Below are 12,352 nucleotides of genomic sequence, written 5' to 3' on the forward strand. Positions count from 1 at the left end.
TAAAGTAAACCACTGAACTATGGCTGAAAGGAGTAAGCACATATGAGAAAATCAATGTGTCTGTTGCTGGTACTGCTGCTGCTGACAAGCTGCGGTATCGCTAATAAAGAGACATCACCCTCTCCTCAGGATAAACAATCGTCAAAGGCCTTGAGCAGCCAGGGGAATCGCGGAGTACGGACATTGTCCGAAGATGGTACAGCACTTGAACCTACAGCAGAGAACGGACAGCCTTCTAACGTTAAGGGCGAAAGCAATGTTGCACTTAAGGATTATTTTGAACAGTTAGCCAAAAGAGTTCCCGGTGTAAACGGAGCCCACTGTGTCGTAATGAACAACATTGCCGTTGTCGGCATTGATGTCGACGGATCGCTTACCCGCTCACGGGTCGGAAGCGTGAAATACACGGTAGCGGAAGCTATCCGCAAAGACCCGAGGGGTGTAAGAACGCTCGTTACTGCCGATATGGACCTCACCAGCAGGTTAGCCGAGATGGGAAAGCATATTACTAAGGGAAACCCGGTATCCGGCTTCGCCTCAGAAATGGCCGACATTATCGGCCGGATCATCCCGCAACTGCCAGAGGATATCAAACCGCAAGGTAACGGACAATAAGCTTGAACATTCCTGTACAAAGCACTGGATCTGGAGACAAAAAAAGCCTAGTGACGGCACACTAGGCTTTTTGCATGGCGGCAAATACTTGTCCGTCCAGCTTCTCAGCCGCACGCGCATCGTATACCTTCGCATATTTCGGAGCAGATTCCAGATGAGCGCCGTAGAACAGCGCATTGCGGACCGCTTCAATCTCAACATCAAAACAGCACATCTTAAAAGGAACATCCGGCAGAGGGTCCTGCTTCACAGAAGCACGCCCGTTGATGGCATGAACCGTTCCCTCACCAAACACAGTAATGGTTACCAGCGGATTGACCTTCATGTTGTTCACAAGTCTGGAACGGTGATCTACCGATAAGCGCACAATAGAAGGGCTCACTGCATAGATCCAGGAAATCGCAGTAGAGGTAGGGCCACCGGATTCAGCATCCACAGTGTTTAGAAGAACAAAGGTTTCCGACTGCAGCATAGCTAGCAGTGTTTCGCCCAGCTGAGCAACGGCTTCGGACATAAGTACAGACCCCCTATGCGGCGTGAGTGCATTCAATTTATTATATTATAGCACAGGATGAAACTTGCATTCAATTTGTAGATTCTTTCCTGCTGCTGCTTATGGACTGTCTGCGGCTGCAGAAGCAGCGGTGCCAGAGAGGCCGGATATCTGGTCCTGAAGGCTTTTCTTGGCTGCGTCCAGCTCTTTATCGTCAATATATACATAGGGACTGCGCCAGGTTCCTGTCACCGGCACAAATTCTACATTCTCCTTAGATATATTCCAGTAAGTAGCTATCATGCTTTTGATCTGGGCATTCTCAATATCGCTTGCCAGATTATCGTCCACGGCATCCAGCACCTTGCCGATTTTGAGCACCCCTCCGAGTGATTGCATCTGTGCGATCAGCGAATTAAGCACTTCATTCTGGCGTTTATTGCGGTCAAAATCGTCAGAAGGCTTCGTTGCCGGACTGCAATTGGATTTACGGTAACGTACATAATCAAGCGCCTTATCCCCGTTTAGCTGGGCTTGGCCTTTCTTGAGATTAATATCGGTTCCGTCCACACTGTCCGTGTAGCACATATTCTCGCTGATATTGACATCTACACCGCCGAATTCATCCACGATATCCCGGAAGCCCTGGAAATCAAGCACAGTGACATAATCGACCTGAATATCGAGATATTTGCTCATCATGGTCTTCATTTCATCCCCGGCCAGAATCCCTGAGGTCTTCTCCTTGCTCTTGAAGCGGGAGTAGAACGCATTGATTTTGGTTTTCTTATAGCCACTAAGCTCTACGTAAGTATCGCGCGGCAGTGAAACTACGGTTGCCGATTGGGTCTCCGGGTTCAGCGCCGCAACCATGATGACATCCGTCAGATTGGACGGGTGCTTCGGACGGTTGTCAGTGCCTAGCAGCAGCATTGTCAGCGGCTTCTCTGAAGCAGACTGCCCGGCCTGAACCGGCTGGTCCACGCCGAACCCTCCCTGATCAAACTTCCAGTACAAGTACCCTGCGTAGCCCAGCGCCGCAATTACGGCAACCAGGAGGAGGATCAGCAGCAGTCTCATCAGCCGGGCGAAAAACCCGCGTTTCTTAGGCTTCTTCTTACTAGATTTCGTAGATTTGGTTGATTTCGTTGATTTGGTTAAGGCAGCGGGTCTAGACTGCTGTCTGTTGGTTCCTTGCTGGCCATTCGATCTGGGTGGCAGACTGCCCTTGCTTGTATTCATAATTGAATTAGGTCCTTTTCATTCAGGTAGAATTAGATAACTTTATAATAACTTAGACGATCCGGAGCACTAAAAGTTGCGCCTAGTGCCGTTTCGCAGCAGCTGCAGCTTTCCGCTTCTGCCGGGCCTCTACCAGGTAGCGGACCCGCACGAGCAGCATTAACCCTACCGCCACCAGCAGGCACTGGATGATCGGAAGTTTATCATGCTGGAAGATGAGCAGCATCCCCGAGCCTATAGCCATCATAATATATAGTACGATCTCTTTGCCGATGGGCAGCTTCTGGTTGACGCGAAATACACGGTTATACACATAGGTCAGTAGAATAAAGATGACAATGTAAGCGACAATTGGATGCTCAGCGAACCAGCTCTGCACAGCTCGTCACTCCTCCCGGATATAAGTATCGTTTACATTATATCATCCTCAGCAGTTTTATACTTCTTTTAATCCCTGCAATTTGAACGATCTTCTGTCCGGGAAAATAAACAAGAAAAGCCGCCGGATTGTTCATCCGGCGGCTTGAATGGGTTACAGCTTACGCTTGGCTGGCTTGCGCCGCTTTACGCTGCTTCTCTACACGTTCGCGCTCACCCTTGTTCAGGATCTTTTTGCGCAGACGAACGGATTTAGGTGTAATTTCGCAATATTCATCATCATTCAGGTATTCAAGCGCGCCTTCCAGAGAGAACATACGCGGAGTCTTCATTTTAACAGTCTCATCCTTCGTTGCAGAACGAACGTTGGTCAGCTGTTTTTCTTTGCAGATATTTACAATGATGTCATTATCGCGGGTGTGCTCACCTACGATCATGCCTTCATAAATTTCAGTTCCCGGTTCCAGGAAGAGAATACCGCGGTCTTCTACGCCCATCATGCCATATAGAGTCGTATTGCCGGTTTCACTGGATACGAGTACGCCTTGGTGACGTCCGCCAACCTGTCCGCCAATCAGTGGAGCATAGCTGTCAAACGCATGGTTCATAACGCCATAACCGCGGGTCAGGGTCAGGAAGTAGGTGTTGTAACCAATCAGACCACGTGCAGGAATCAGGAACTCCAGTCGAACCTGGCCCGTACCATGATTAATCATGTTGACCATTTCTGCTTTGCGTGTTCCCAGACTTTCCATAACAGCGCCCATGCTTTCTTCCGGAACATCAATCATCAGGCGTTCAAGCGGCTCCATTTTGGCTCCGTCGATTTCCTTGACGATAACTTCAGGCTTGGAAACCTGCATTTCGTAACCTTCGCGGCGCATGTTCTCGATCAGGATACCCAGGTGAAGCTCACCACGGCCGGATACGACAAATGCATCAGGGGAATCCGTTTCATCTACACGCAAGCTGACATCCGTTTCCAGCTCTTTGAACAGACGTTCGCGCAGCTTACGGGAAGTTACCCACTTGCCTTCTTTACCGGCAAACGGACTGTTGTTCACGAGGAACGTCATTTGCATTGTAGGCTCGTCGATCTTCAGAACAGGCAGCGCTTCTGGATGCTGCGGATCGGCAATGGTCTCACCGATGTTGATGTCCTTGATACCGGCAATCGCTACGATGTCGCCTGCACCCGCTTCTTCAGTCTCAACACGCTTCAGGCCCTGGAAACCAAACAGCTTCTCGATACGCGCTGTTTTGCTCTTGCCGTCACGCATAATAACAGTTACGGACTGTCCCTGCTTGATTACACCGCGGTTAACACGGCCAATGGCAATACGGCCAAGGTATTCATTGTAATCCATCAGAGTTACCAGGAACTGCAGGGGCTCTTCAACTTTTTCAGTTGGAGCCGGGATATGTTCAACAATGGTTTCGTAAAGGGCAAGCATCGTTTCATCCTGCTTCTCAGGGTCCATGCTCGATGTGCCGTTAAGCGCTGAAGCATAAACAACCGGGAATTCAAGCTGATCGTCACTGGCTTCAAGCTCAATGAACAGATCCAGAACTTCATCAATAACTTCCTTTGGACGTGCAGCCGGACGGTCAATTTTGTTCACGACAACGATAGGTGTAAGGTGCTGCTCCAGTGCTTTGCGCAGAACGAACTTAGTCTGCGGCATGCAGCCTTCATAAGCATCCACAACCAGCAGTACGCCGTCAACCATCTTCATGATACGTTCTACTTCACCGCCGAAGTCGGCGTGTCCAGGGGTATCTACGATGTTGATCAGGAACTCTTTATAGGTAATTGCTGTATTTTTGGCTAGGATAGTGATTCCGCGTTCCCGCTCCAGGTCGTTCGAGTCCATGGCCCGTTCTTGCAGGTGCTCGTGAGCGCTGAAAATTCCTGATTGCTGCAGAAGCTGATCGACGAGTGTTGTTTTACCATGGTCAACGTGGGCAATGATCGCAATATTGCGAATATCTTTTCTTGAATGCATGATTTGTATCCAAATCCTCTCATTTATCAAATTAAAAATGTTTAAATTTATAGCATGTCACGGCAGTCTCACAAAAGAAGCGCCAGGCAGAAACCCGACGCTCCAACATATCCTTAATAGTATCGTGAAAGCACCATGAAAAGCAAGTCTTTTTCTGAAAAAAACGTTACCAACTTCGTTTAATTTTTCTAATTTTGCCTTAAGTCAAATTCTGCGGTGTCCATTCCCTCAATCGGTGCCGTATGCCCGGCTGTCTTACCAGCCGCCGTTCCACTTCTTGCGCCCGCCCGGTCTGCCCCGGCCCAGCATCAGCCATAGGCCTGCGGCAACCAGAACGGCACCCAGCAGATACAAGGCTCCGGTCCCGAGCAGGGTGAAGATGAACAACACAATGCTTAGCAGCCCCAGGATAACAGCGGTTGTTGTTAGTCCTCTGGTTCTGGCTGAAGAATACAGCGAATATTCATAAAGTCCAACCGCAATGCCCAGCAGCAGGATAGGCCATAAATGCCTCATCAGGTCCCAGCCCCATGTATTACATAATCCAAAGAGCAGACCGTATACCGTTAATATGCCCGCAGGTATTAATACAGATGCAGAAGCACGGCGGGTGAAGAATAGCACATGCAGGAACAGGCCCGGAACCAGAATTACGAGCGGCCACAAGGCATGTCCAAGAAATCCGAACACCCCCAGCTTCCCGAGCAGAATCACAATGCCGGCGGCGGCGATGAACACACCCAGTTTCATGTCGTTTTTGGAAGACATCTTTCACCCATCCCTTCAAAATTCGCGTCTTTTCTCTGGCCCTCGTCATTTTATATTTTATCTGAAATATAATTAAAACACCATCATTCTTCGTGCATTCGGGGGAACTGCACAAAAAAAGCTGAACCAAAGCTTTCCAGCTTTTGGCACAGCCTCTAGTATTGCCGCTTCTTATCCCGCAGATACCATCCTCCGCTTAAGCATACCTGTTGCTACGACAATAATCCCCAGCACCATCGGAAGCATGGAGTGGAATGTAGGCAGCATGAAGGAAATGACCGCACCAAACTTGGCATCCTGCAGCAGCATATTACCGGCCGTATACGCCAGAATATAGGCTCCAATGAAGACCAGCACAGGGAAGCGGTGCAGCCAGCCCACGATGATGCCGCTTCCCCAGACTACAATCGGAATGCTGATGGCAATCCCGATTACGATAAGTGCCAGATCTCCTTTGGCCAAGCCTGCAATCGCCAGCACATTGTCCAGACTCATGATGAAGTCCGCGAGCAGAATGGTGCGCACCGACTTCCATACGCTGGAGCTCCCCTCAATCCTAAGTTCCTCCTCCTCCTCCAGCAGCAGCTTAAAGGAGATCCAGAGCAGCAGTATCGCGCCTCCGGCTTCTATATAAGGAATTTTGAGCAGCAGCACTGCAGCAAAAGTCAGGATGCAGCGCAGACCCACTGCCCCGGCAGCTCCCCACCATACCGCTTGCCTGCGGTGCTTCTCCGGGAGATTCTTGCTGGCCATCGCAATGACCATCGCGTTGTCTCCGCTCAGCACCAGATTGATCATCAGTATTTCACCCAGCAGCAATAAAGAATCCATTCTCTTCAACCTCCCTGAACTCCATGTAAATACATGTATGCCTCAGGGTGACAAGCTATGCATTCTGTCCGGCTTTTTCAGAAACTACGCATGAGCGGGGCTGTTCCAGCGTATACAAAATTATAGCCTGCCTGCCGCATGTCAACAAAGCCCGTATATCTTTCCAACAAATTCGAGGAGTGACCCCTATTGAATCCATCCGTTACGGATTTCATATTATCCCTGCTGAATATTGTCTTCCTCGATCTGATTCTGGCCGGTGATAATGCCATTGTGATCGGCCTGGCCGCGCGGAACCTGCAGGGAAGTTCACAGAAGAAGGCGATCCTGCTGGGCACTGGCGGCGCCGTGGTGTTGCGGATTATCGCAACGATTCTTGTCGTGTGGCTGCTCAAAGTGCCCTGGCTGCTGCTATTCGGCGGATTGCTGCTTATTATGATCGCCTATAGGCTGCTGACGGGGGGAAATACGGAGGACACGGACATACAGGCCGGAGGAACACTGTGGTCGGCCGTACGGACGATCATTGTCGCAGATGCGGCGATGGGGCTGGATAATGTAATCGCGATCGCCGGGGCAGCCAAGCACAATATTACGCTTGTGGTGCTCGGGCTGCTGATCAGCGTGCCGATTGTGGTCTGGGGCAGCACGCTGTTCATCAAGCTGATCAACAGATATTCCTGGATTATCTATATCGGCTCAGCCGTGCTCGGTTTCACCGCAGCAAGTATGATTACCAGTGAGAAGCGGATTGCCCCCTTCTTCGAACAGCAGCCGCTGCTCCACTATCTGTTTATTGCTCTGGTGATTGCAGGCATCCTTACCGCCGGCCTCTGGCAGCGCCACCGCGCTCAGGGCAGAATTCCGCATAGCGGCAACTCTACCCGGTAATGCAATGCATATATCCCCATATATTAGAAAGAGGTGCCCCGGCCAACCATTATTACTGGCTGCAGGGCACCTCATCTATAGCTATTCTAGAACCATTCTTCCTGTAAACCTGCCTGTGCAGGGATCACATCACTCGGCTTCTCATCACCGTATGGTGTAATCGATACCGTCTCTGTTCCGGCAACCGCCGCTTCCAGGAGTGCCTGATACCCGGGCAGTGTAGCTTCAATCTTGTCCACAATCCGGATGTTCGGATTCGTCGTCGGCGACTTGGGCACGAACAGCGTGCAGCAATCTTCATAAGGAAGGATGGACAGGTCATAGGTGCCGATGCTCTGTGAGATTCCGACAATCTCACTCTTATCCATCATCACCAGCGGACGCAGCAGCGGCAACTCAGTGGCCCGGCCAATGACATTCATGCTTGGCAGCGTCTGACTGGCGACTTGCCCCAGACTATCACCGGTGATCAGGGCCAGCGCCCCTTCGCGTTCAGCAAGAGCGGTAGCAATCCGCAGCATGGCCCGGCGCATTAGTGTAATAATCAGATTATCCTGACCAATTCCGGTAAAAGACGTCTGGACCTCCGTGAACGGAACCAGGTGGAGCTTAATCACTCCGGCATAACGCGACAGTACCCGCGTCAGATCTACAACCTTCTGCCGGGCAAGCTCGCTGGTATACGGGTAGCTGTAGAAATGCACACATTCCACTTCAAGCCCTCTGCGCATGGATGACCAGCCCGCAACCGGGCTGTCAATGCCGCCGGACAGCAGCAGCATTGCTTTGCCGTTCGTACCGAGCGGGAACCCGCCGACACCGGCAATATTCTCACAGAAAATATAGGTATGCCCTTCACGAATCTCAATTCTCAGCTCCATCTGCGGAGATTTCACATCCACAAGCAGCCCGGGATACCCCTGCAGCAGAGGAGTGGCAATCAGCTTGCCCATCTCAATGGAGCCATACGGAAAGTCCTTCCATACCCGGCGGGCACTAACCTTGAAGGTTGTTCCTGCCGCCGGGGCAATAATATTCAGGAATATTCTGCTGGCTGCAAGAATCTCTTCAAATTCCGACCTGGATACCTTCACCGGGCTAATTGAAGCGATGCCGAATACATTCTTCAGTGCATCCGTTAACTCTCCCGCCGGCTCACCGTTCAGTTCTACATATATCCGCCCGAATTCTTTGCTCAGCACCACGCCGGGATAGGGTTTAACCATCTCCTTCACATGACGGAGCACTGTTTTTTCGAACCGGCTGCGGTTTTTTCCTTTTAAGATAAATTCTCCAAAGCGCAGCAGTAGCATATCCGCATATTCAATGCTGCTTCCAATTCCCGCAGCCTTAGCTCCGTTGTCAGACTCTATAATTGTCATTTATTATTTCACGCCTCCTTCAGCAATCTTCAAAGACTGGACAGCGGCAAGCAGCGCCTGCTCCAGCTGCTGCACCTCCTGCTTCGTATGGCTGTCACCCAGACTGATACGGATGCCGCCAAGCGCAGCAGCCCTGTCCCTCCCGATGGACAGCAGAACCCGGCTCGGTTCGGCCAGCCGTGACGAACAGGCGGAGCGGGTGGCAACGGCCATTCCCAGTTCCTCCAGCTTCCGGGCCATAACCTCCCCCTTCATTCCGGGGTAAGAGAAATGGACAATATGAGGCGCCCCGTCTCCGCTGCTATTCAGCACAAGCTCCGGAATTCCTGATATATAATCCTCCAGCTGTTTTTTTAGCGGTGTAATACGGCGGGTGAATTCCTGCCGCCGTTCGCCGCTCATGCGCACCGCCTTGGCTGTGGCTACAATATTCGGCACATTCTCTGTTCCGGCGCGGTTTCCCATTTCCTGAGAGCCCCCGGTAAGCAGAGGGAACAAGGTTACGCCTTCCCGTACATACAGGATTCCTGTTCCGCGCGGGCCGCGGATTTTGTGCGCTGACAAGCTGTACAGATCCGCCTGCCATTCCTTCAGCCGGGTCTCCAGCTTGCCATAGCCCTGCACCCCATCGACATGAAACAGTGTCCGGCGGTTCACAGCCTTGACCTGCGGTCCGATCTCTTGCAGCGGCTGCACCGTGCCAATCTCATTATTCACATGCATTACACTGACCAGCACGGTATCCGGCCGGACCGCAGCGGCAACCCGCGAGGGTTCGAGGACTCCGGAGCTGTCCGGTGCAATAAAGGTAATCTCCCAGCCCAACTGCTGCAGCTGAAGACAGCTCTCATAGACTGAAGGATGCTCCAGCTCGGTAGTTATTATATGGCGCCCTCTGCCCTGATATTGCAGCGCAGCTCCTTTGATGGCCAGATTATTGCTCTCCGTAGCTCCCGAAGTGAACACAATCTCCTGCGGCTGCACGCCAAGCGCTGCCGCACACACTTCCCGCGCACGCTTGATCAGCTTATCCGCCTCCGCCCCTGCACGGTGCAGAGAGGAGGGATTGGCAAAGTGCTGCCTCATGACTTGTTCCATAGTCTGAACTACCTCCTCATACGGCGGAGCAGCAGCGGCATAATCCCAATACAGCATATATCGGCGTTCTCCTTTGCTTATCGTTTCAGCATTCCCATTCTGCCAGGCATATACGGCTACGCCGTTCTTGGTGGACGGTAGCCTTTCAGCGAGAAAGAATAAGTATAGCAAAATTCATACTTTATTTATATGTTGCAAAAAGGATCAAACGGGCTGCTGCCGCCGGAGCGGCTTGATGCAGATTCCGTTTGATCCTTTATATTATACCGCGTATTGCGCACGGGCGCGTTCTATTTTGGCAATATAGGCCTGAGTTTCCTTCGGAAGCCCTGAGAGATTCGCCATAAGCTCTGCGTCGTTATTGACGCCCAGCTTGTTAACCCGGCCCGGTCCGGCATTATAAGCGGCCAGTGCCATATTCTCCTCACCATTGTAACGTTTGAGCTGATATGAGAGGTAACGCACGCCTCCGTCAATATTCTGGGCGGGATCAAACGGATCGGAGACCCCCAGCCCGTTCGCCGTTCCATCCATTAATTGCATCAGCCCTTTGGCCCCAGCAGAAGAAACAACATTAGGATTAAACGAGGATTCCGTATCAATTACAGCCTTGATCAAATCAACAGGAACGCCATATTTCGCACTGGCCGTCTGGATCAGCTCTTCGTAATCCGTCGGCACTGTGTGCGTTATTTCCCCGGAAATGCTGTCGTACGTTTCAGCTGTTCCACCGAGCTGCTGCCAGAGCAGATTACTTAGTGAAGAAGTATCCGTGAGTGAGGTTAAAGTGCTTCCGCTGCCGCCGCCGGTTGCGGATTGCAGGGCCGCCTGCTGTAGTAAAGCGGCGAATTCCGCTGCCGAAGAACCTGTTACCCCGGATGAAACCTTGCCGCTTCCGCCTTTCATGCTTGAACTCCTCAGATCAACCCATTTCAGTTGCCCGGTTCCGCTTGCTGCAGCGGGGTCGATTGCCATGCTCCCATTCCCTCTTCCATAATAAATCTATATAAATAAAATAAAGCATTCTATTTAAATTTGAAATACGGCTTTATTTTACAATTTATTTGCAGTAATTACTATATGCCAAACAGAAAAAACAGACCTCAGACCCGCATAGTTAGGTCTGAAAGCCTGTTTTGAAACCAAATTTCTGCATGCATTTTACTCTAACGGGCAAAAGGAATTAAGACAAAATAACTTAAGGTAGAGACAATTCCCAGTCCCATGGACCAGGCGCCAGCAGTTTTTTGTCCCCTGGCATAGGCATAATACCCGAGCACTGCAGCAATAGGCCCCATAATTATTGACCAGATAAATAAGGAAACCACACCAAAACCGAGGCCAATATAACCGATTGTCCGTTCATCACTTTCCTTTACACTGCCGGTTGTACGTTCTGTTTCCCTGTTGGCGGTACTGTGGACCTGCACGGGAAGCGGACTGATTTCAGCAGCATATTCCTCGTTGTGACTTCTGTCCCGCCGGGGGTAATCCACTCTGCGCGGACGCAAAATAATTTTCCTGCGTTCCGAACGGTCCACTTTGGGTTCATCATTCTGATTGTCCATAAGGGCCTCCTCTAAGCGTTCGGCTTGAACGTCAGACAACAGGTTGCAGACGAAGTTCCGGCATGATCATGATGATTGTTCGCCGTAAGCTCTTCAGCATATTCTTCTTTGAAGTGGCTGCCTGCATGCTTGTCAATTTCAATTACAATTTCCTCGGCACGGCACAGGTTCTGTTCTCCCCAATAATGACAGTTGCTCACACTGCATTTCACAAGCGGTTTTGCGTTTGTCATAATGATCACCTCGGCTTCATTATGTCCTCTCCGCTTTACTGCTATGCGGCTGAATGGTTTCCAGCTGATGAAACGGCGCCGTTCATATAGGCACACGCAAATGTGCACGCAAAAAAAGACCAGGCTGCCATGTTCCTCATGACAAACCCGGTCTTTACCAGAAACCTGCTGCTCCAGTCTTACACCTGATTCTGCATCCGTTTCTCCGTTAAATAATCGTTCTCATAATAAGCCAGATCATCGCGCAGCTCTTCATAGACCTTAGTAATCTCCATAATAATATCGCGCGCCGGACGAACCGGCTTCTTGCGGAAACGGATCGCATCCTGACCTGTGTAGGCATAGCGTCCATCTTCGGAGTAGCTTTCATTCTTAGGATAGAAGAAGTTGTTCACTCCAAAATGATATACATTATATAGCGCTTTTTGCGCGAAGGCTTCATCAAAAGTGGCGCGGCGCAGAGCAACCCCAAGCTTCTCATAAGACATCTCCGAGAACACCAGCAGATGGCGGAGATCGGACAAGAACCCTTGATAGAAATGCAGTGTTTCTTCACCCTCTTCGGCAACCAGTTGCGGCAGCGCATGCTCGTTCAGGAACAGTTCCATTTTTCCGATTACGGATTTAAGTTTTTCTCTCGTCGATACACACAATTTCTGCACATTAGCTGCTGACATGGCGATTGCTCCCCCTTATTAGTCCTTGCTTTGTAGTCGTTACGACATAATCATTTCGAATAGTTCTATCTTGATAGTATCACAAAACTTCACCGGTCTCCACCCACCGCAGGTGAGGAGAGTCATCCCGGTCCAGCAGACCGGATACAAGCCCCGGAAAGCGCTTATTT

14 protein-coding genes are annotated in these 12,352 nt (G+C 50.7%); 2 read left to right on the top strand and 12 right to left on the bottom strand.

Annotation, left to right across the window (positions count from 1 at the left end; genetic code table 11):
- Positions 1 to 42: 42 nt before the first annotated feature.
- The gene (locus R50912_RS24580; RefSeq protein ID WP_042238546.1) at positions 43 to 615 is read left to right on the top strand and encodes a YhcN/YlaJ family sporulation lipoprotein; all 573 of its coding nucleotides are present in this window, start codon (positions 43 to 45) and stop codon (positions 613 to 615) included.
- 61 nt (positions 616 to 676) lie between these two features.
- Here the strand turns inward: R50912_RS24580 and R50912_RS24585 are convergent, their stop codons facing one another.
- The 6 genes from R50912_RS24585 to R50912_RS24610 all read right to left on the bottom strand — a co-directional run bounded on the left by R50912_RS24585 (position 677) and on the right by R50912_RS24610 (position 6,333).
- Positions 677 to 1,129, bottom strand: coding sequence for a PNPOx family protein (locus R50912_RS24585; protein WP_042139404.1), 453 nt, complete (start codon positions 1,127 to 1,129; stop codon positions 677 to 679).
- Between the two features lie 99 nt (positions 1,130 to 1,228).
- Positions 1,229 to 2,350: an LCP family protein gene (locus tag R50912_RS24590; protein ID WP_042238547.1), complete on the bottom strand. Its 1,122-nt coding sequence runs from the start codon at positions 2,348 to 2,350 to the stop codon at positions 1,229 to 1,231.
- Positions 2,351 to 2,432: 82 nt separating this feature from the next.
- Positions 2,433 to 2,729, bottom strand: coding sequence for a YlaH-like family protein (locus tag R50912_RS24595; RefSeq protein ID WP_042139406.1), 297 nt, complete (start codon positions 2,727 to 2,729; stop codon positions 2,433 to 2,435).
- A 160-nt stretch (positions 2,730 to 2,889) separates the two neighbouring features.
- Positions 2,890 to 4,734 carry a translational GTPase TypA gene (gene typA / locus R50912_RS24600; RefSeq protein WP_039304185.1) on the bottom strand — a complete coding sequence of 615 codons (1,845 nt, stop codon included), beginning with the start codon at positions 4,732 to 4,734 and terminating at the stop codon, positions 2,890 to 2,892.
- A 255-nt stretch (positions 4,735 to 4,989) separates the two neighbouring features.
- Positions 4,990 to 5,502 carry a hypothetical protein gene (locus R50912_RS24605; RefSeq protein ID WP_042238548.1) on the bottom strand — a complete coding sequence of 171 codons (513 nt, stop codon included), beginning with the start codon at positions 5,500 to 5,502 and terminating at the stop codon, positions 4,990 to 4,992.
- A gap of 171 nt (positions 5,503 to 5,673) precedes the next feature.
- The gene (locus tag R50912_RS24610; RefSeq protein ID WP_042238550.1) at positions 5,674 to 6,333 is read right to left on the bottom strand and encodes a TerC family protein; all 660 of its coding nucleotides are present in this window, start codon (positions 6,331 to 6,333) and stop codon (positions 5,674 to 5,676) included.
- Between the two features lie 189 nt (positions 6,334 to 6,522).
- On the opposite strand from R50912_RS24610, the gene R50912_RS24615 reads away from it, so the two are divergent.
- Positions 6,523 to 7,224 (top strand): TerC family protein, encoded by a 702-nt coding sequence (locus tag R50912_RS24615; protein ID WP_042238551.1) that lies wholly within the window; start codon positions 6,523 to 6,525, stop codon positions 7,222 to 7,224.
- An 86-nt stretch (positions 7,225 to 7,310) separates the two neighbouring features.
- Here R50912_RS24615 and thiI read toward each other — a convergent pair whose 3' ends face one another.
- From thiI to R50912_RS24645, 6 genes are all read right to left on the bottom strand, one after another.
- Positions 7,311 to 8,537, bottom strand: a complete 1,227-nt coding sequence (thiI, locus tag R50912_RS24620) for a tRNA uracil 4-sulfurtransferase ThiI (RefSeq protein ID WP_442950531.1) — start codon at positions 8,535 to 8,537, stop codon at positions 7,311 to 7,313.
- Positions 8,538 to 8,609: 72 nt separating this feature from the next.
- The gene (locus R50912_RS24625; protein WP_042238552.1) at positions 8,610 to 9,761 is read right to left on the bottom strand and encodes a cysteine desulfurase family protein; all 1,152 of its coding nucleotides are present in this window, start codon (positions 9,759 to 9,761) and stop codon (positions 8,610 to 8,612) included.
- A gap of 204 nt (positions 9,762 to 9,965) precedes the next feature.
- On the bottom strand, positions 9,966 to 10,679 hold the full coding sequence (locus tag R50912_RS24630; protein ID WP_042238553.1) for a lytic transglycosylase domain-containing protein: 714 nt from the start codon (positions 10,677 to 10,679) through the stop codon (positions 9,966 to 9,968).
- A 191-nt stretch (positions 10,680 to 10,870) separates the two neighbouring features.
- The gene (locus R50912_RS24635; RefSeq protein WP_042238554.1) at positions 10,871 to 11,272 is read right to left on the bottom strand and encodes a hypothetical protein; all 402 of its coding nucleotides are present in this window, start codon (positions 11,270 to 11,272) and stop codon (positions 10,871 to 10,873) included.
- Positions 11,273 to 11,283: 11 nt separating this feature from the next.
- On the bottom strand, positions 11,284 to 11,505 hold the full coding sequence (locus R50912_RS24640) for a DUF1540 domain-containing protein (RefSeq protein ID WP_042216770.1): 222 nt from the start codon (positions 11,503 to 11,505) through the stop codon (positions 11,284 to 11,286).
- 179 nt (positions 11,506 to 11,684) lie between these two features.
- On the bottom strand, positions 11,685 to 12,182 hold the full coding sequence (locus R50912_RS24645) for a YpuI family protein (RefSeq protein ID WP_042238555.1): 498 nt from the start codon (positions 12,180 to 12,182) through the stop codon (positions 11,685 to 11,687).
- Positions 12,183 to 12,352 lie beyond the last annotated feature (170 nt).

The sequence above is a fragment of the Paenibacillus sp. FSL R5-0912 genome, from assembly GCF_000758605.1.
Classification (GTDB): Bacteria; Bacillota; Bacilli; order Paenibacillales; family Paenibacillaceae; genus Paenibacillus_AQ.